We start from the raw sequence: 18403 nt of genomic DNA, 5'->3' as shown, positions 1-18403 counted from the left end.
CTGGCGGACAGGGTGGGATTCGAACCCACGGTGGGCGCAAACCCACGGCGGTTTTCAAGACCGCTGCCTTAAACCACTCGGCCACCTGTCCGGGACGGGCCTTCTAGCAGGGCCGGCGGCGGTTCGTCGATGAAGAACCCCCAGTCCAGCCAACGCTGCTGAATTGGGTCGCGGAGGGTGGCTGTGGCGCCGCCGGCGATTGCCGTCAGGAGCCGGTGTTCCGCCTCGGTGATCGGAATGGTGCGGGTCACATAATCGGTGCGCACCAGGGCCACGAAACAGGGCTGGGCAGGCGGCAGTGGCGCCGGCTGCTTCTGGCGAACCGCGTGGTAGTAGGCGGCGACCGGGTAGCGATAGGCGCCCAGCGCAAAGGCCGGCTGCAGGCGCAGGCGATCGGGCGGCGTGGCGGCGTCGGCGAATGGGCGGCCCTCCCAGCCCGGCGCGTCGAACAGGCTGAAGACGGCGCGCTCGAAACTGGCCAGGTCGATCATGAAGTCGATCCAGGTCTCGCGGGCTTCCGGCGGATCGTCACGGTCGGGTCGGCTTTCCTCCAGGAAGGCCGGGAAGCGGCGGCCGAGATCGTAGAGGGTGTGGCTCTCCGGGGGATGGTCCTGGATGTAGCCGGCGACAAAATCGTTGAACAGCGGCTCGCCCAGGGCGTGGCAGAGAGCTGGGAATTGCTCGCGCATGCAGGCTGTGATGCGCAGAAAATAGCCGCGCTGGTAGATGGCCAGACCGTCGGCTCCGGTAAGCTGGGCCGAGGACGCCAGGCGTTCCTGGACATCCTCCGGCGCGACGCGGAGCGGGAAGACCAACGCCTCCTGCATCCAGCGCTGTGTCGCCTCCAGGGTGGGGCTCATGTCTCTTCCAGCACGGCGCTCTCCATCACCTTGGGGACGAGGAAGCCGACCGGGTTGGAGACGCTATCGCCGGCTGGGGACTCGGCCGCCGGGCGCGGCCCCTCGAAGCTGCCGCCCATGTAGCGCTCGGCCTTGCGGACCTCGGCGTGGCAGTCGTCGAAGCTGGGGATATCGCCGTCCCATTCCAGCAGGGTCGAGGCGCCGCCGGTCTTGGCCCAGGCCAGGCGGAACAGCTCCCAGACCTCGGGCCGCACCGGGCGGTCGTGGGTGTCGATGATGTGGGTTCCCATATGCTGGTGGCCGGCCAGGTGCATCTGCACGACGCGCTCGCACGGGAAGGCCTCGAGATAGGCCACCGGGTCGGTTCCGGCGTTGAAACAGCTGACGAAGACGTTGTTGACGTCGAGCAGCAGGCCACAGCCGGTCTCCTCGGCGAGGGAGCGCAAGAACTGCGGTTCCTCCATCGTCGACTGGGTGAAGCGCACATAGCTGCTGGGGTTTTCCAGGATCAGCGGGCGCTCGAGCATGTCCTGGACCTGCCGCACCCGCCCCGCGACGTGGGCCAGGCTTTCCTCGGTCAGCGGCATGGGCAGCAGGTCGTGTGAGTTGAGGCCCATGACGCCGGTCCAGCACAGGTGGTCGCTGACCCAGGCCGGTTTAACCTCGTCGGCCAATTGTTTGAGTTTCAACAGGTAGTCGCGATTGAGCGGGTCCGTGCTGCCGATCGAGAGTGACACGCCATGCAGTACCAGCGGATAGCGCTCGGCGACCTGGCGGATCACCGCCCTTGGACGTCCCCCGGAGTCCATGAAGTTCTCGGAGATCGCCTCGAACCAGTCGACCGCCGGCCATTGCGAGAGGATCTGCTCGAAATGGACGTTGCGCAGGCCAAGGCCCAGCCCCAGGCGAGGGAGGTCGGCGATCATCCCTCTAGCTGCAGCCTCCGGCGCCGGAGAGCCCGCTCGAGCCGCAGGCGGTCATGTTGCCGCGCGAGATGTTGTCGTCGCTGATCCACAGGTAGGTCGGGCCCGTCGCGGCGAAGGCGGCCGGCGGATGGCCGAGGGTTTCCGGCAGGGGCTGGTCGGCAGCGACCCCGCCCGTGGCCTGCTTGTCCAGCAGGTCCTGGCGCAGGCCCGGCCAGACCTTTTCCTCGAACACCTCGCGGGCCCGGGCCCAGACGCTCTTGCCGCGGTTGGGGCCGTTGGTGCTGAACCGCTCGGCGTTGATCGGGGTGGCGCAGGAGCCGAGCGAAGCGCAGTCGTTGGCGCCGGGATTGTCCATCTCCTCGCCGGTGCCGTAGAGGCCGCAGCCGCCCTGGTTCTTGCAGCTGTTCTGGACGTGGCAGGTGTGGTCGACGGCCGTCGAGCAATAGCCCTGGCCGGCGCAGGCGTTGGGCTGGCCGCCCGGCGGTCCCTTGGCGCCATAGCGGTCGGAACCGGCGCAGCTGTTGAGGCCCATGCAGGCGTGCTGCGGCATGCCGGTCGGCTGGGGCCCGATCTTGGGCGGGAAGGCGGGCTCGGCGGCATAGGGATAGGGCTTGGGGACCGGGACGCCTGGCGCGGCCGTGGGCTTGTCGGGATGGGGCATGGTTTTGTCCTCCTGCGCTAGGATCCGGCGGGCCAGTAGGGAGCGACGTCGGGCAGGTGGGCCTTGCCGGACGCGCTGTTGTTCGGCTGGGGCGTGGCGACGCCGACATAGTAGATGACGTTGTTCATCACGCTGACCAGCGGGTCGTCCGGCTTGAGGGTCTTGATGACCTTGTTGGCCGCGTCGATCGCCTCGGCCCCGGCCTTGATCAGGGCCTTGAAGCTTTCCTTGCGGCCGCCGAGGTTGAAGTCCTCGAACACCGGGCCCATGAACTGCTTGTCGTCGATGGGGATCTGCCGGATCGTGCGGATATATTTGTCCAGCACCCAGATCATCGAGCGGTGCAGGCCCTCGTTGAAGAACAGCTTCTGGCTCTGCGGCGGGACCCGGTAGATGGTCTCGGTCATGATCAGCATGTACTGGAAGCAGGCGCTGCAGAAGTCGGCGATGGGCTTGTACTTGGCCGGATAGCCCTTGGCGGTCGGGTTCTTGGGGAAGTTGATCACATAGCCCGCCGCCTCCAGGGCGCCCTTGGCGATCGTCGGCAGCTGCAGGTCGGGCGGCGGCGGCTCGGCCGGCAGCGACTCGGTGGTTCCCTTGTATTCGGCGTACTGGGCCTGCAGGGTCAGGAACTTCACATAGTGCGAGGCCTCGTCCTTGGACGGGTCGTCATCGTCGCCCGGGCCCAGATAGGGGACCGGATAGCCCTCGCCCTGGTCGCAGATGGTGTCGATGGCGCAGGCGGCGTCGAGGATCGAGGCCACCGTCATCAGCTCGGTCGCCCCGGCATGGCTGTCGCCGCGGTCGGGATACTGGGCAATCTCCGCGCCGCTGGGATAGCCGTCGGCCTGGCTCCAGGCCGGGGCCGGACCGCCGCCCGGAGCAGGCTTCCAGGGATCGAACTTGCCGGTCGGATAGACGGTGTCGACGTTGTTGGGCGAGTAGTTGTAGGGCTGGATCGCCTCGGCGGCGGGCCCGCGCTGGAAGTCGGCGTCGGTCAGGAACCGGGTGTGGATCAGGCAGCGGATGTAGGAATAGAACTGGCCGATGGTCTGCCAGTTACGGTCCTGCGGCCACGCATCCCACTGCTCGGGATACTCGATCTGCAGGAAGTGCCAGAGCTGTTCGAAAGTCAGCTTGGCCAGCGGGATCAACACCGCCGTCTCGCCATTGGGACCCTTGGGGCCCTGCGGCTGGTGATAGGGCAGGCCGGTCGGATACTTCTTCGGGGCCTGGCGGTAGATCTGCGGCGCCACCCCCATCGAGAACAGGATGTTGGCCGACAGCGACATGTGGAGCATCTCCTCCACCGCCACGCTCATGATGATCCCGCCGGCCTTGTTGGCGAAGGCCTGGAGGTTGTCGATGGCCTCGCCGCTGTTGGTGTTCCGGTTGATCGAATAATAGGTGTTCAGATAGATCGGGATGGTCGCCAGCTCGATCTCGATGGCGGTCTGCAGGTTGGCTTTCAGCTCTTTCAGCACCGTCTCGCGGTTGCTCGTGGCGTTGAGCGTCGCCACCAGCGCCTGCTCCATCGGCGTCAGCCGCGTGACCGGATCGGACTTCTTCATCGCAAGGCCCCCGCCCATTGTGGCGCATCGGCTCACAGCCCACGCCTGGGCCGAAGTCGACTCAAGTTTCAATGGGTAGTTGTGCGATTCGAAACCGATTTGGCAATGCCGGCCTGACCCAAATCCGGTTCAGGAGTCCTGGAGGCGGCCCACGGCGTCCTTGATCTGGTCCAGCGCGTCCAGGTCGCAGACCATGACCCCATCGGGGCCGGCGATGATGGCCAGGTTGCGCACCCCGACCGCCACGACCTTCACCCCGCCCTCCGCCCGCACCAGGCAGTTTTCGGCCCCGGTCAGCACCACCGCGCCCTCGGCGTTGTTGCCGGCCTCATCGCGCCGGGAGACGGCCAGCACCGCGTCCCAGGCGCCCAGGTCCGACCAGGCGAAATCGGCCGGCGCCACGGCGGCGAGGGCGGTGTGCTCCATGACCGCATAGTCGATGGAGAGCTTCGGGGCGCCGGCGAAGGCCTCGCCAAGTCGGACCTGGCGGCCCAGAGTCTGCGCCCCGTCGAGGGCCGCCCGGGCCGCCTGATTGATGGCCGGGGCGTGGGCTTGCAGTTCGGCGATCAGCACGTCGGGCCGGACGATGAACATGCCGCCATTCCAGAGCCGGCCCTGGTCGAGATAGGCCTGGGCGGTGGCCTCGTCCGGCTTCTCGGCGAACCCCTCCACCCGATAGGCCCCGGCCTCGAGCGGCGCGCCGGGGGCGATGTAGCCATAGGCCGTCGACGGGCCGCTCGGTCGAACCCCCAGGGTGACGATGGAGCCCAGCGCCGCCTGGGCCACGGCGATGGCCACGGTGGCGGCATAGGCTTTCGGATCGGGGATATGGTGGTCGGCGGCCAGGAACAGGGCGACCTCGCCGGGGTGGCGGTCCTGGATGTAGTGGGCGGCGGCGGCCATGGCCGGGGCGGAGTCGCGGCCGACGGGCTCGACGATGATCACGCCCTCGACGCCGGCCGCGGCGAACTCGGCCTCGATGGCCTCGACATGGGCCGGCCCCGCCACGACGATCGGGGCGGCGGCGCCGTCGATGGCGGCGAGGCGGGCCAGGGTCTGGGCGAAGGTCGACTGGCCGTCGACCAGCGGGATGAAGGGCTTGGAGCGCCTGGCGTTGGAGAGCGGCCAGAGCCGCACGCCCGAACCGCCACAGAGGATTACCGGGTGCAGGGCCACACTAGTTGGCCTCGTTGGTCGTCAGCACCTTGTCGAAATAGGCGATGGCCTTGCCCAGACCCGCGCGCAGGTCCGTGGTCGGCGCCCAGCCCAGGTGCTGCCGGGCCAGGCCGATGTCCGGCTGGCGCTGGCGCGGATCGTCGATAGGCAGGGGCAGATGCTCCATGGGCGAGGCGCTGCCGGTCAGTTCGAGCACCAGTTCGGCCAGCTGGCGCATGGTGAACTCGCCGGGATTGCCCAGGTTGATCGGGCCTGTGACCTCGGGCGGGGTGTTCATCAGGGCGATCAGTCCGCTGACCAGATCATCGACATAGCAGAAGGAGCGGGTCTGCTCGCCGTCGCCGAACAGGGTGATGGGCTGGCCGCGCAGGGCCTGGACGATGAAATTGCTGACCACCCGCCCGTCGTTGGGATGCATGCGCGGGCCGTAGGTGTTGAAGATCCGCGCCACCTTGATCTGCAGGCGGTGCTGGCGCCAGTAGTCGAAGAACAGGGTCTCGGCGCAGCGCTTGCCCTCGTCATAGCAGGAGCGCGGGCCGATCGGATTGACGTTGCCCCAATAGCCCTCGACCTGCGGATGGATCGCCGGGTCGCCATAGACTTCCGAGGTCGAGGCCTGGAGAATCTTCGCGCCCAGCCGCTTGGCCAGGCCCAGCATGTTGATGGCCCCATGGACGCTGGTCTTGGTCGTCTGCACCGGGTCGTGCTGGTAGTGTACCGGGCTGGCCGGGCAGGCCAGGTTGTAGATCTGGTCGACCTCGACATAGAGCGGGAAGGTCACGTCGTGACGCATCAGCTCGAAGTTGGGATTGCCCAGCAGGTGGCGAACATTGGCCCGCGAGCCGGTGAAGAAGTTGTCGACGCAAAGCACGTCGGCGCCCAGGTCCAGCAGCCGCTCGCACAGATGCGAGCCAATGAAGCCCGCGCCGCCGGTGACCAGTATGCGTGGCCCGCTCATCGCCCCACCGTCCCTCTAGAATCGCCAGATCAGGCGGCGTTACGCGCCACCTGACGCTCGATCCATTCGTAGGTGCGTTCGAGCCCCGCCACCAGGGGCTGGCTGGGCCGCCAGCCCAGGCGGTCTTCGATCATCCGGTTGTCGGAGTTGCGGCCGCGCACGCCCAGGGGGCCCGGGATGTGGTTCAGATGGATGGTCTTGCCGGCGATGTCGGCGACCAGGCCGGCCAGCTGGTTGATGGTCACCATCTCGTCCGAGCCGATATTGACCGGCCCCTCGAAGCCCGAGCGCAGCAGGCGGGTCGAGCCTTCCAGGCATTCGTCGACATAGAGGAAGGAGCGGGTCTGCAGGCCATCGCCCCAGATGTCGATTGTGCCGCCGGTATTGGCCATGGCCACCTTGCGGCACATGGCGGCCGGGGCCTTTTCCTTGCCGCCGTCCCAGGTGCCCTCGGGACCGAAGATGTTGTGGTAGCGGGCGACCCTAAATTCCGTGCCGTGGTTGCGGTTGTAGGCCAGGAAGAGGCGCTCGGAGAACAGCTTCTCCCAGCCGTACTCGCTGTCCGGGGCGGCCGGATAGGCCGAGTCCTCGGCGCAGTTGGGGTTGTCCGGGTCTTCCTGGTTATAGGCCGGGTACATGCAGGCCGACGAGGAATAGAACAGCCGCTTGATGGTCCGCCGGTGGCAGGCGTCGGCGACGTTGAGGTTGATGGTCGCCGAGTTGTGCATGATGTCGGCGTCATGCTCGCCGGTGAAGATATAGCCGGCCCCGCCCATGTCGGCGGCCAGCTGGTAGACCTCGTCGAAGCGGCGGTCGATCACCGCCCGGACCACGCTCTGCTCGCGCAGGTCGGCCATAACGAAGTCGTCGGCCTCAGTCTCGGCATATTCCGGCAGCTTCAGATCGACGCCCCGGACCCAGAAGCCCTCACGCTTGAGCCGCTTGACCAGGTGGCCGCCGATAAAGCCGCCGGCGCCCAACACCAAGGCCGTTTTCATATTCTCTTACCCCAGGACGACATCCACTCCGCTCCAGCCTGACGCCGCGGACGGTCCGAAGCAACCGTCTGCGTTTCATTGGCGACCGGTTCGGAGGTCACCAGCGCGGGCGGCTCGGCGCGCCAGGTCCGGCCCTGGACCGCGTCGGCGATGTCTTCCAGCGCGTTCACGCAGGCGACGACATCGCCCGGATCGACCTGGCGGTAGGGGCGCGGGCGCTGCGAGGCCAGCAGATGCACGTCCGACTGCACCGGCCCGACATAGAGGATCGGCTGGTCCAGCGCGACACAGGCATAGATCTTCGAGGGCAGCACATAGCCCCAGAAGGGCGCGCGCAGCAGCACCAGATGGGCGTCGGCCGCCCGCAACACCGCCGGCAGGTCCTCGATCGGAACCGGGGCCGAAACATGCAGCGGCAAATTCCGCTCGGCGCAGGCCTCCTGCAGCGGGCCCAGCCGCGCGCCGGTGCCGTTCACCCACAGCCTGATCCGGTCGGAGCCATGGCGGACATGGCGGTCATAGGCCCTGACCAGGGTCTCGATATCGTGGGCCAGGCCCAGGTTGCCGGAATAGAGCAGCAGGACCTTGTCGGCCGGGAAGGGGCGCTCGGCCGGCGGCGCATCGCCCCAGTCCTCGATCGGCGAGGCGTCGCGCACGACCTGGATGGCCTGGGGCTTGACGCCAGTCTCCAGCAGCCGCCGCTTCTGGTCCTCGCCCAGCGCCTCGATACGGGTGGCGAAGCGGCGCAGGAAATGGAAAAGGCCGCCGACGAACTGGAATTTCCGCATGAAGCCGGCGGCGAACACGGTCTCGGGATAGAAGTCGGTGATCCGGTAGATGAGCGTTCGCCGCCAGAGCAGCAGGTTCAGGACGATCATCACATAGGACAGGAAGGGCGGCGAGCCGGTGACCACGATCTCGGTCCCCTTGCCGCGCGGCGAGCGGCTGATGGCCTTGTTGGCGGCCCAGGCCAGCTTGACGTTCTTGCGCAGCGCCCAGGTGGCCCGGGTCAGCAGAAAGCTGCCCTTCTGCAGGCCGACGGCCTTGATGCGGACCTCGGTGAGCGAGCCGGTCTGCATCGGAACCTGGGTGACGCTGGGCTCTTCGCCCAGGCCGATCAGGGTCACCTGGCCGCCTTCCGCCGCCAGCCTGTGGGCCCGCTGGGACATGTATTGGCCGACGGCGCCGAAGGCGGGGGGCAGCCAGTCGCAGACGATGATGGTGTTCACGCCGGCGCCCTCCGGCGGTCCGCGCAGGTCGTCTCGGCCGCAGGCTTTGCGCCCCCGTCCGAAATCGCGACCGAGCATCGCCGACTAGACACTTGAACTCCTCAGTTACTGACCGTCGTTTCCTTCGGCGCGCGGCGATCCGAAATGGTCATCTCGGATGGTTCGCTTACGGACAAACAGCAAATCCGTGGCTGGATACGAGTTTGATCGCTGACTTTTCACTACGCGAAGGGCGCATAGCTTGCCTAGCCCAAATTCGGGGGGGTGGTTGTCGTCGGGGGAAGGCCTGTATTGTCGGCGCTATCAACTCGATTTGGGCAACAATCCTAAGCTGTGCATGCCCCGATGGAGACCATAGAGCGGCAGTTATAGTTCTATCGGGGCGTGTGTTTCCTGCTTAACCGATGCAGGTGGCCCATTTTCGGTAAGGGTCCGATTGGCCGCCCAAATATTGAGCAGCCCTAAGCCAGCCGAAACCAGAAGCTCTGGGCGATGGCTTCGCCCAGGAAGGGCAGGGCGGCGCGCACATCGGGCCGGCACAGCTGGACATAACGGCCGGCCCAGAGGATTTCCGCGCCGCTGTGCTGCAGCCAGGCGTGCAGGACATACTGTTCCCCCCACTCCGGCGTGCGTTCCGCGTCGGCCGGCGGGTAGTCGAACGGCAGGAAGATGTCGTGGAAGTGCAGGATCACGCCGGGCTTCAGCCGGGGGATGATGTCGCAGAAGATGCGGGCCACGTCGTTGCCGACCCGCACCTCGTGGCTGGAATCGACGAACAGGATGTCGCCCGCCTCGAGGCTCTCGAAGACGCTGTAGTCGGCCAACTCCTCGACGCGGGTCTTCTCGAACCGGTCGACGAAGGGGGCGATGTCGTTGCGGGGATAGGGGTCGATGGCGATGATCTGGGTGGCCAGGGCGCCGTCGCGGATGGCCTGGCGGGTGATGCGGGTGCTGCTGCCGCAGCCGATCTCCACCACCTTGCCGGGGGCCAGCATGCGGATCAGGAGGTAGAGCACCTCCATGTCCGGATTGGCGTAGTAGGTGTTGGTCGGGTCGTAGCCGACCGGATTGGGGACGGTCTGCAGCCTGGCCAGGTCGGCCCGGCAGCGGCTCCAGGTCTCGGCCAGCGGGGTCGGATCGAAGGCGTCCATGCCGGGCGACAGCGGGAAGATCTGCTTGTCCAGCAATCCGGCCTGGATCAGGGCCTGGATGCGCTGCTGCTCCTGGCGGTCGGCCGTCAGGCTCTTGAGTTCGATGTTGAGAGGCCGCAGCAGCCGGTTCAGGCCTTGCCGGATCTGGGTTGTCGCCGCCACGCTGGTTTCCTCAAATCTACTGACCGGTCGTCTGCCATAGCCCGACCCAGCCCAGGTCATCCATGTTTTTCGCGCGTCAGGCCGCCTTGCGGGCGGCGATGAGCAGAAAACGGTTGATCGGCAGCCGCCCGCGCCAGCCGCCGCCGCCGTTGCCGGTATAGCCCTTGACCTTCTGCACGCGATAGCCGGCCTTGCGCATCAGGCGCCGCCAACGCCCGGCGGTGTACCAGCGCTCTCGGAAGGGCGCATCCCAGCTGTAGATCCAGCGGCCCTTCAGTTCGTGCCAGGGCTTGAGCAGGCCGCGCAGCGACACCGGATCGCGGTCGAATACCACCAGCAGGCCGCCGGGCTTCAACACCCGGCCGATCTCGGCCAGCGCCCCGTCGATATCGCCGACATGCTGCAGGGCGATGCAGGCATAGACCACCTCGACGCTGGCGTCGGCCAGAGGAATGCGGTTGGCCGTGCCGACCTGGATGGCGCGGTCGGGGCGCTGGGGATCGATCGGATCGACCCCGACCAGCTCCCAGTCCGGATGGCGGCCGGCGAACCAGTCCAGGCACCGGCCAGCCCCGCAGCCCAGGTCCAGCACCGTCGGGCTTCCCCCCAGCCCGGCGATCAAGGGCTCGATCTGCTCCAGCGTGAATTCGTCGAAGGCGCTGAGGTGATCCTCGACCTCGGTCCAGCCCACCTTGGCGGCGTTCTGGCCGTGGCAGGACATCACGAACCACTCCTGCTGCAGGCTGGTGTCCAGCCCCATCCGGGTCCAGCGCAGCAGGGCGTCGGCGAAGAACTTCAGGTTCCAGTTGGGGAAGGAGAGCTTGAGATAGTCGCCCCAGAAGGGGACCGAGCCGGGCAGGGCGCCGCCGATGACCGGGTCGGCCTTGATCTGCTTGGACTTCAGATAGAACAGCGTGTTGGAGGCGCAGGTCAGATAGCCCTCGTCGCCGGTCAGCTCGTGCAGCCGCAGGGCCAGGCCCGCCCATTGGCAAAGGCCCGTGATGCATTTCTCGCGGCTGGCGGGTTTCAGATCGGCGTCATAGTAGCTGACCAGCACGATCTCGCGGTTCAGGTTGGCCTGTTTCAGCGGTTCGGCGCCGCTCAGCGCCACGTCCAGCCAGCGCCGGTCGCCGGTGACCTCATGGGCGTGGAGGAAACCCTCCAGCACGTAGATGATGGTGTGCAGCAGGTAGGGCCGGCCGACCACCAGCTCGGAATGGCGGAAGAGGCCGCTGGGCAGCTGCTGGTCCGCCGCCCAGGCCAGGAAGGCCTCGCCGGCGGCCACGTAGCGCGGCTCGCCGACCAGCTTGCCGAAGTCCATCATCGCCGCGGCGCACCGCGAATAATAGGTCGGCGAGCGGCCGGGCGACTCGCCGGCCCGCAGCCAGGACCCGTCGGCCTCGGACAGGCCGGCCAGCCAGTCGCAGGCTCGGCGGGCGGCGTCGGCGTAGCGCGGCTCGCCGGTCTCCACGAACAGCCGCTGCAGGCCCATCAGCACCTGGCCGGTGTCGAAGGCGGATGAGACCGAGCGGTTGATATCCGGAAAGCTGCCGTCCGGCCGCTGGTGTTCCAGCAGCCAGAGCCCCTGAGCGAGGGCGTTTTCGCGCAGGTCGGGCCGTCCCAGGGTTTCGGCCAGGTCGAGCATGGTCGGGACCAGATAGCCGGTGGTCTCGACATAGCCGTTCTGCCAGCCGTGGATCAGGCTGAAGGCGACGCTGTAGCCGCCGTCCTTGGAACAGCGGTTGTAGCGCAGGATGGCGTCGCCGACCCAGTTCAGGTGCTGGCGGTCGCTCGCCGTGGTCTGGTCGATCATGCCCCTGAAGGCCGATGCCACCTGGGGCGCGTGGCCGGCGAGGGCGAGGAGGTTGCGCAGCTTCATGCGCGGGCGGCCCAGACATTGTGCTCGATGGCCGCGCCGCCGGGCGTCCAGGGCGAGCCATCGACCTGCCGCAGGCTGAAACCGGCGCCGGTCAGGGTGGCGACCAGCTCGGCCACCATCTCGGGACTGGAGTCCGGCAGGCATTCGAACACCAGGTTCTCGGTGACCTCCAGCGTGGCGGCGGCGCCGGAAAGCACTTGGCGTTCATAGCCTTCCACGTCGATCTTCAACAGCCGGACCGGGCCGGGCGCATGCCGCTCATGCAGGGTGTCGATCCGCTGGATGGGCACCTCGAAGCGGGTGGCGACATCGCTGATCCCGGCGCCCTCGACCACCGACAGCCGCGCCTTGTCGTTGCGTTTCTGGTCGTGCAGCACGATCATCCCGTCGCTGTCTCCGGCCGCCGACATGACGACAAGAATATTGGTCAAGCCGTTGATCTGGCTGTTGATCAGCAGTTTCGCGCAGTTGTACGGCTGCGGCTCCACGGCCAGGACGCGGCCGGTCGGCCCCACGCATTGCGCCGCCGCCAGGGCGTGGAAACCCACATGGGCGCCGATGTCGATATAGGTATCGCCGGCCTTCAGCAGCCGGCGGAACAGGGCCGTGGTGGCCGGCTCGGTCGGCTGGCCGGCCAGCATGTGGATTTGCAGCCACTCCTGGGGATCCAGCTCCATGCGGACACCGTCGACCGTGTCGACGGGCGGCATCAGCATCCGGCGCAGCAGGTTCTCGAGCCGGTGGCGGCCTCGGAACCTAGGGCCGCGCAGCAGGGCCTTGTAGAGGGCGTGGATCACGCGGCGGTCTCCGGCGGCGGCATGCGGTTGCTTCCCATCCTGCCTGCAGCCTCGAAGGCCAGGATGGCGGTCATCGCCTCATAGGTCCCCAGCATGAAGGCATAGGCCAGGCCAGCCCGGCCATCCAGGAATCCGCGCCGCACGATGTAGATGTAGAAGAACCGCGCGAACGGCCGCCAGAACAGCGGCATCCGCCCGGCCAGCGCCTTGACGGCCCGGCGGCGGCTGGTCGCGTCTGAACCGAACAGCGCGGTCTTCAGGGCGTCCGGCTGCGAGGGATTGGCGGTCATCTCGGCGGCCTCGTCGGCGGCGTAGCGGACATGCTTGTCCAGCCAGCGCTTGAGGCCATGCGAGAAGCTGTAATGCAGCAGCGCCTCGGGGAAGTCGCCGACCCGTTCCGTCGGCAGGGCTTCGCGCTGGCCGTGGCCGACCTGGACGAAGCGGAGGCGTTTCGCATGGCCCAGCCGCACCTGATAGGCCGGCCACATGCCGGCGTGGCGCAGCCATTTGCCGAACAGCATGGTCTTGAACGGCACGCGCCAGGCGTCCAGCGCCTCGGTGGGTTGCAGGGCTTCCAGGGTCGTCAGGAAGGCGGGGGTCACCACCTCGTCGGCGTCCAGGTGCAGGATCCAGTCGTGCTTGAAGCCGCCTTCGTCCAGGCCGAAGTTGCGCTGGCCGGCGAAGTTGTCGAACGGCCGGTGCATCACCCGGCAGCCGTGGGCCTGGGCGATGGCCACGCTGTCGTCGGTGCTGCCCGAATCGATGACCAGGATGTCGTCGCACCAGGTCAGGGCCGCCAGGCACGAGGGCAGGTTGGCCGCCTCGTTATGGGCCAGGATCAGGATCGAGACCTTCAAGCGCCGCCTCGCATCTCGCGCAGGCCGATCTGACGGGCCGGATTGCCGGCCATGATGGCGTAGGGCGCCACGTCGCGCACCGCCACGGCCCGGGCCCCGACTATGGCATGGTCGCCCACCGTCACGCCCGGCCCGATGAAGGCATCGGCGCAGACCCAGGCGCCGCCCTCGATGCGGATGGTCGCCTTGACCAGCGGCAGGTCGGCTTTGCGGTAGTCGTGGGTGCCGGCGCAGAGATGGGCGCCCTGGCTGACCGTGGCGGCGGCCCCGATGCTGACCAGGCCCAGGTTATAGAGCCGCACGTCCTCGCCGACCGCCGCATACTCGGCGATGTCCAGGTTCCAGGGGACGGTGATGCGGACGCGGGGATGCAGGTGGACGCCCTTGGCGATCCTGGCCCCGAACAGCCGCAGCAGCTGGCGACGCCACCCCCAGAAGGGGCGCGGAGTCAGCGCGAACAGCAGCTGGCCGCCGGTCTCCCAGAGGGCCCGGCCGAGCAGTTCGCCCGTCGTCCATTTGCGCGCCGCGCGGTTGGCGGCGATGTCCAGTTCGCTCACAGCCGCACCGTCCCGGGCGGCGTCCCGCCCCGCACGGCCCACTCATAGGCCGCCAGCATGTCCCGCCCGATCCGCGTCCAGCTGTAGTCGCGCAGCATCCAGTCCCGGCCCTTTGCGCCCATGGCGGCCAGGGCCCCGGCGGGCCGCGCCATCGCCGCCGCCAGCGCCTGGGTCATCGCGACCTCGCCATGCTCGATCCACCAGCCGCAGCCTTCGGTCTCGAGTCCTGCCCAGGGCGCGCCCTTGGTCGAGACGACGGGCGTCCCGGCGGCCAGGGCTTCGGCGACCGTCATGGCGAAGTTCTCATTCAGCGTAGAAAGCACGAACAGGTCGGCCTCGCGATAGGCGGCCAGCTTGCCGGTCCCGAAAACCGGTCCGTCGACGACGACATCGTCCAGACCCAGTTCGGCGACGAGGGCCCGCAGTTCGCCGGCGTGACCGCCCTCGTCCGGTCCCACGATCCGCAGCCGCCAGCCCTGGCGGTCGGCCAGCCGCGACCAGGCGCGGATCAGGCCCGTCAGATTCTTCTTGGGATGGATGCGGCCCAGGGTGAGCACGGTCCGGGTCGCGCCCGCCGCCGGCCGCTCCAGCGACGGCACATCGATGCCATTGGGAATCACCACCACCGGATTGGTCAGGCCAAAGGCGCGGATCTCGTCATGCTCCTGGTCGCTGGTGGCGTGCAGCAGGGCCGCCGCCCGCGCCGCCCGGCCCTGGAAGGCCGCCCACATCAGCCGCTTCTTGGTCCTGGAGAAGGCCAGAGCCGCCGGGCCGAGCATGCCTCTGGGCGAGATCACGAAGGCCTTGTCCGGGCGGCGATAGACATTGGGCGCCAGCCAGAGGCCGTGGGTGTGAACCAGATCGGCCGGCGCCGTCCGCAACGCCGCCTGCATGGCCCGGGAAACGCGCAGCTGTCCTAGGCCCGGCAGCCCGGCCCAACTCTGCGGGAAGATCCGGTGATCGGCGCCCTCCACCGGCCGGGGCGGGCCGTCGCCGACAGTGAACATCTCCACCCGGGCGCCGACGCCGGCCAGGGCCGTGGCCAGGCTGGGCGCCGAATAGGACGGGCCGGCCGCCTCATTGGCGATGGAGGCGAGCGTCTGGATCACATGCAGGTTGGTCATTCGGCGGGGTTGGCCGCCGCCGCCGGCCGCAGGCTGGCCAGCCTGCGCCCGACGATACGGGCCAGGTGGTGCGAGGGACGCTCGATCGCCAGGTAGAAGACATAGGCCCCGGCCAGCAGCAGGGCCAGCTGGATGGTCCAGCCGGGGATCAGGCCCAGACCCTGCAGATAGAGCGGGCCCAGCAGGATGAAGGTCAGTTTGTGGGTCAGGTAGAGCGAATAGCTCCACCCCCCGGCCCATTCCAGCCAGCCGACGGGCCTGGCCTTCGAGAAGTGGGCCAGTTCGGCCATCAGCCAGAAGGTGACCAGGATGGCGAACAGGTTCAGCGTCCAGGGATAGCCGATCGGGCTGTGGTAGCGCAGCACGCTGCAGACCACCATCGTCGCCCAGGTCGCGCCCCGCAGCGGCCAGAGCCACTTCTCGGCCCAGGCCGTGCGGCCCGCCGTCTGCAGGTCGGCCAGCCAGCAGCCCAGCAGCCAGCAGGGCAGGGCCAGCAGCCAGTTCAGCTTCAGCCCGAACACCGGATAGGCGCCGGACAGCGGATTGGTCGCCGCCACCATCACCGAGAACACGAAGGACACCGCGATCAGCGGCAGCCACGAGCCTGCCTTGCGCCGGGCCAGCAGGAGCAGCGGATAGAGGGTGTAGTAGATGATCTCGGCCGCCACGCTCCACAGGATGGACTTGTCGAACAGCGACATTTCCAGATGCAGCACCGCCGCCCCGGCCAGGGCCGCCAGGGCCGGGATCAGGATGCGGATGTAGCGGCGGGCATAGTATTCCGAGAGGCTGCGGATCTGGTTGTTCCCGGCATGGGCGTAGTGGATGCAGAATCCGGAGATCACGAAAAAGGCGATCACCGCCGCCGCCGAGGAGCTGGTGTTGCCCAGCAGCCCGTCCAGGGCCCGGCCGGCCAGGGTGTGGGTGTCGATGCCGACCCGCAGCGGCGGCTGGCCCGTATGGGCGAACATGACAATGGCGGCGGCGATGAAGCGGATGCTGTCCAGCCCCCGGATTCGCGCCGCCCGCGCGGGTTCGCCTGCAATGTCCTGCGCCTGGTCCACGGTGTTTCTCTAGTGTGCTGGATTTGAAGTTCGACTCATTCTTGGGTCAAGCGTGGGGGCGAACTTCAAATCCAAAAAAGCACACTAGAAACTTATACTTCGCTAGTGTCCTTATCGATTCCGAAGTTCGTCAGCAGATGCCACGGCCCACGGCGAACTTCGGAATCGGGACACTAGCCCGCCTCGTCGGCGTCGACCACCATCCGATGCTTGCCCGCCACGGATGCCGGCAGGGCCTCGACCCGTTCCAGCGCGATCCGCTCCATTCCCGGCGCGATCCGCCCCAGCCGCCGGCGCAGGCCGGCCTCGGCGGCGCCGCCCAGGGCCTGGGCCGCTTCGTAGCGAATCGAGGGCCAGGCGCCGGGGCCATGCCGGACAATCTGGTAGGCCAGCAGGCCGGGCGTATCGCGCACCGCGTGGGTAAAGGCCTCCGAATGGATCGGCGCCCCATCGGGCAGGGGCACGGCGTCGTTGCAGCGCCCGCCGATGGCCGTGATCCGGGTCAGGCCCGGCCCGGTCTCGTCACTGGTCGCCAGGTCGCCGACCGCATAGCGCAGCAGCGGCAGGGCCCGTGGGAAGAGGCTGGTGACGATCAATTCGCCCCCTTCGCCCAGTTCCAGCCGATGGTGGGCCCAGAAGACGTCATAGCCGCCGCCCGGCTGCTCGTAGGCCATCGGCCCGGTCTCGACGCTGCCGTATTCCATGACCACCGGGCAGCCCAACACAGCGGCGACGGTCTCGCGACTGTCGGCCCGGGGGAAGCCCTCGGCGGTGGCGATGGCCGCCTTCAGTCCCAGGGCCGCGAAGGCGTCGGCCCGATCCTCATTGGCCCGCGCGAACCGATCCAGGGCCGAGGCGTAGCCGATGACATAGCGCGCCCGGCTGGCCAGCAGCGCCGCTCCCGCCAGCCGCAGATCCTCCGGCGACAGCCGGTAGGCGCTCCAGCGGGTGTAGCCCAGGGCCGCGTCCGACAGCTTTCGCCGCCAGGCGTAGAGCCGGCCGCGCCAGCCGGCGCCGAAGATATGGCTGTGGCCCCAGATCAGGAACAACGGGTCGCCCGCCCCGATCCCCAGACGCGCCCGGCCCAGCCAAAGGTCCCGGCCGGCCGCCGCCGTTTCCGACGGCAGCACCGGGAACCGCAGCGGTTGGGCCGTCGTCCCGCCGGTCGAGCGCCACAGCACCCTGGGGGCCGGGCCATCCGGCGCGGCCAGGTCGGTTCGCAGGTCTTCCTTGCGCTGGACCGGGACCTGGGCCTCGAAGGCCGCCCAGCTGTCGAACCGCTCCGGCAGGGCCAGCCGCTGGCGCTGGGCCCGCGCCCAGGGCGAGGCCGCCAGGCTCGCGGCCCAGGCGGCGTTCAGCCGCTGCAGCTGCAGGGCCGCGACGTCCGCCGACGGATCGTCATAGATCCCCCGATAGCCGGCCAGGTCCGCCGCGACCCGCCGCCGGCGCCAGGCGCTGAGCGGGTTCATGGCCGGGCCGACACCGTCCGCAGCCAGAGGGCGCTGGGAAAATGCCGCCCGCCCGGCGCCGCCAGGCCATCGGCGTCGCCCTGCGGGTCGTAGCGGGTGAACCAGCCCCTCATCGCCTCCTTGGCCCCGTAGTGCAGCATGCTCAGGCTGGCCTCGATCCGGTAGCCCGGATTGCCGGCCAGGAAGGCGTGCACCAGCGTGCTTTCGGCATGGAAGAACAGGTCCTCGCTGAGCAGCCGGCGCGGGTAGTCGTAGGGGAAGTAGATGTCGTGGAAGTGCACGAACACCCCGGGTTTCAGCCGGGGCAGCACCTCCAGCACCAGGCGGTTGACCTCGCTGCCGGCCGTCACCGCGTGGGTGGAGTCGATGAACAGCAGGTCGCCCGCTTCCAGGGTTTCGAACGTCGCCAGGTCCACGCTCTGCGCCGGCTCGGCCAGCAGGCGGATGCCCCCCGCCGCCTGGCGCCGCCGCAGGAAGTCGGTGGGGTAGGGGTCGATGCAGAGGATGTCCACCGCCCCGCCGGCGTCCTTGGCCGCCGCCTCGATGACCGCCGTGGAGACGCCGCAACCGACCTGGATCACCCGCCGGGGGGCCTTGGCCTGGATGAAGGCGTAGAGAAACTGCGCCTCGATGGGCCCATAGCCGCCGTCGCTGCCGTTGGCGGCCACCGCTTCGGCATGCACGTCACGCGCCGCGAACAGCGCCGTCCGCTCCGGCGTCACGCATTCGCCGACGAAGGCGATCTGGCCCTCCAGTTCGCGGCCCTGCACCCCGTGGAGACTCATCGGCGCCCGCCAGCCGGTCTGGCCCTTCAGCCGGGCCAGGTCCGGGATCTGTGAATAAAAATGCCGCGGCAGGACATCGACTCCCAGCCGCTGGCCCAGGGCGAACAGCCCGTGCAGCAGGCTCTTGCCGGCTGTCTTCACTTGGCGGGTCAGGGACGGCATACGGACACCCGAAAATA

General features: G+C 68.4%; 16 protein-coding genes, 1 tRNA gene and 1 pseudogene. All 18 read right to left on the bottom strand.

Going from position 1 to position 18403, the window contains the following annotated elements; translation table 11 throughout:
- Position 1: 1 nt before the first annotated feature.
- A tRNA-Ser gene (locus QO010_RS04520) sits at positions 2 to 91 on the bottom strand.
- Positions 69 to 860 carry an HvfC/BufC family peptide modification chaperone gene (locus QO010_RS04515; protein WP_307346514.1) on the bottom strand — a complete coding sequence of 264 codons (792 nt, stop codon included), beginning with the start codon at positions 858 to 860 and terminating at the stop codon, positions 69 to 71. Before QO010_RS04515 ends, QO010_RS04520 begins: the two co-directional genes overlap by 23 nt.
- Positions 857 to 1786 carry an MNIO family bufferin maturase gene (bufB, locus tag QO010_RS04510; RefSeq protein ID WP_307346511.1) on the bottom strand — a complete coding sequence of 310 codons (930 nt, stop codon included), beginning with the start codon at positions 1784 to 1786 and terminating at the stop codon, positions 857 to 859. The genes QO010_RS04515 and bufB overlap by 4 nt, the downstream gene beginning before the upstream one ends.
- Before the next feature lie 4 nt (positions 1787 to 1790).
- A complete protein-coding gene (locus QO010_RS04505; RefSeq protein ID WP_307346508.1) occupies positions 1791 to 2447 on the bottom strand; it encodes a hypothetical protein in 657 nt (218 codons plus the stop codon).
- A gap of 17 nt (positions 2448 to 2464) precedes the next feature.
- Positions 2465 to 4018 carry a ferritin-like domain-containing protein gene (locus tag QO010_RS04500; RefSeq protein ID WP_307346505.1) on the bottom strand — a complete coding sequence of 518 codons (1554 nt, stop codon included), beginning with the start codon at positions 4016 to 4018 and terminating at the stop codon, positions 2465 to 2467.
- 129 nt (positions 4019 to 4147) lie between these two features.
- A complete protein-coding gene (locus QO010_RS04495; protein WP_307346502.1) occupies positions 4148 to 5194 on the bottom strand; it encodes a mannose-1-phosphate guanylyltransferase in 1047 nt (348 codons plus the stop codon).
- Position 5195: 1 nt separating this feature from the next.
- Entirely contained in the window at positions 5196 to 6152 is a 957-nt protein-coding gene (locus QO010_RS04490; RefSeq protein ID WP_307346499.1) for a UDP-glucuronic acid decarboxylase family protein, read from the bottom strand.
- A 29-nt stretch (positions 6153 to 6181) separates the two neighbouring features.
- Positions 6182 to 7150 (bottom strand): NAD-dependent epimerase/dehydratase family protein, encoded by a 969-nt coding sequence (locus QO010_RS04485; protein WP_307346496.1) that lies wholly within the window; start codon positions 7148 to 7150, stop codon positions 6182 to 6184.
- A complete protein-coding gene (locus tag QO010_RS04480; protein WP_307346493.1) occupies positions 7147 to 8379 on the bottom strand; it encodes a glycosyltransferase family protein in 1233 nt (410 codons plus the stop codon). The genes QO010_RS04485 and QO010_RS04480 overlap by 4 nt, the downstream gene beginning before the upstream one ends.
- A 461-nt stretch (positions 8380 to 8840) precedes the next feature.
- A complete protein-coding gene (locus tag QO010_RS04475; RefSeq protein ID WP_307346491.1) occupies positions 8841 to 9692 on the bottom strand; it encodes a class I SAM-dependent methyltransferase in 852 nt (283 codons plus the stop codon).
- A 76-nt stretch (positions 9693 to 9768) separates the two neighbouring features.
- A complete protein-coding gene (locus tag QO010_RS04470; RefSeq protein ID WP_307346488.1) occupies positions 9769 to 11571 on the bottom strand; it encodes a methyltransferase domain-containing protein in 1803 nt (600 codons plus the stop codon).
- Complete coding sequence (locus tag QO010_RS04465; RefSeq protein WP_307346485.1) at positions 11568 to 12368, bottom strand: FkbM family methyltransferase; 801 nt, start codon at positions 12366 to 12368, stop codon at positions 11568 to 11570. The genes QO010_RS04470 and QO010_RS04465 overlap by 4 nt, the downstream gene beginning before the upstream one ends.
- Positions 12365 to 13225, bottom strand: coding sequence for a glycosyltransferase family 2 protein (locus tag QO010_RS04460; RefSeq protein WP_307346483.1), 861 nt, complete (start codon positions 13223 to 13225; stop codon positions 12365 to 12367). Before QO010_RS04460 ends, QO010_RS04465 begins: the two co-directional genes overlap by 4 nt.
- 17 nt (positions 13226 to 13242) lie before the next feature.
- A pseudogene (locus QO010_RS23970) lies at positions 13243 to 13368 on the bottom strand (type B chloramphenicol O-acetyltransferase); the annotation flags it as partial.
- 410 nt (positions 13369 to 13778) lie between these two features.
- Positions 13779 to 14906 (bottom strand): glycosyltransferase, encoded by a 1128-nt coding sequence (locus QO010_RS04450; protein WP_307346478.1) that lies wholly within the window; start codon positions 14904 to 14906, stop codon positions 13779 to 13781.
- Positions 14903 to 15970, bottom strand: a complete 1068-nt coding sequence (locus tag QO010_RS04445) for an acyltransferase family protein (RefSeq protein ID WP_307346476.1) — start codon at positions 15968 to 15970, stop codon at positions 14903 to 14905. Before QO010_RS04445 ends, QO010_RS04450 begins: the two co-directional genes overlap by 4 nt.
- 173 nt (positions 15971 to 16143) lie before the next feature.
- A complete protein-coding gene (locus QO010_RS04440) occupies positions 16144 to 17439 on the bottom strand; it encodes a phenylacetate--CoA ligase family protein (protein ID WP_307346475.1) in 1296 nt (431 codons plus the stop codon).
- A complete protein-coding gene (locus QO010_RS04435) occupies positions 17436 to 18386 on the bottom strand; it encodes a class I SAM-dependent methyltransferase (RefSeq protein WP_307346472.1) in 951 nt (316 codons plus the stop codon). The genes QO010_RS04440 and QO010_RS04435 overlap by 4 nt, the downstream gene beginning before the upstream one ends.
- Positions 18387 to 18403: the final 17 nt, after the last annotated feature.

This window comes from Caulobacter ginsengisoli, assembly GCF_030814835.1.
GTDB lineage: Bacteria > Pseudomonadota > Alphaproteobacteria > Caulobacterales > Caulobacteraceae > Caulobacter > Caulobacter ginsengisoli.
The sequence above is the reverse complement of the archived record's forward strand: the minus strand, read 5'-3'. Positions and strand labels throughout refer to the sequence as shown.

What these genes read in the sequence shown, in the direction of transcription:
- QO010_RS04515 (WP_307346514.1), bottom strand. Translation starts at nt 860, where the DNA reads ATGAGCCCCACCCTGGAGGCGACACAGCGCTGGATGCAGGAGGCGTTG.
- bufB (WP_307346511.1), bottom strand. Translation starts at nt 1,786, where the DNA reads ATGATCGCCGACCTCCCTCGCCTGGGGCTGGGCCTTGGCCTGCGCAAC.
- QO010_RS04505 (WP_307346508.1), bottom strand. Translation starts at nt 2,447, where the DNA reads ATGCCCCATCCCGACAAGCCCACGGCCGCGCCAGGCGTCCCGGTCCCC.
- QO010_RS04500 (WP_307346505.1), bottom strand. Translation starts at nt 4,018, where the DNA reads ATGAAGAAGTCCGATCCGGTCACGCGGCTGACGCCGATGGAGCAGGCG.
- QO010_RS04490 (WP_307346499.1), bottom strand. Translation starts at nt 6,152, where the DNA reads ATGAGCGGGCCACGCATACTGGTCACCGGCGGCGCGGGCTTCATTGGC.
- QO010_RS04485 (WP_307346496.1), bottom strand. Translation starts at nt 7,150, where the DNA reads ATGAAAACGGCCTTGGTGTTGGGCGCCGGCGGCTTTATCGGCGGCCAC.
- QO010_RS04470 (WP_307346488.1), bottom strand. Translation starts at nt 11,571, where the DNA reads ATGAAGCTGCGCAACCTCCTCGCCCTCGCCGGCCACGCGCCCCAGGTG.
- QO010_RS04450 (WP_307346478.1), bottom strand. Translation starts at nt 14,906, where the DNA reads ATGACCAACCTGCATGTGATCCAGACGCTCGCCTCCATCGCCAATGAG.
- QO010_RS04440 (WP_307346475.1), bottom strand. Translation starts at nt 17,439, where the DNA reads ATGAACCCGCTCAGCGCCTGGCGCCGGCGGCGGGTCGCGGCGGACCTG.
- QO010_RS04435 (WP_307346472.1), bottom strand. Translation starts at nt 18,386, where the DNA reads ATGCCGTCCCTGACCCGCCAAGTGAAGACAGCCGGCAAGAGCCTGCTG.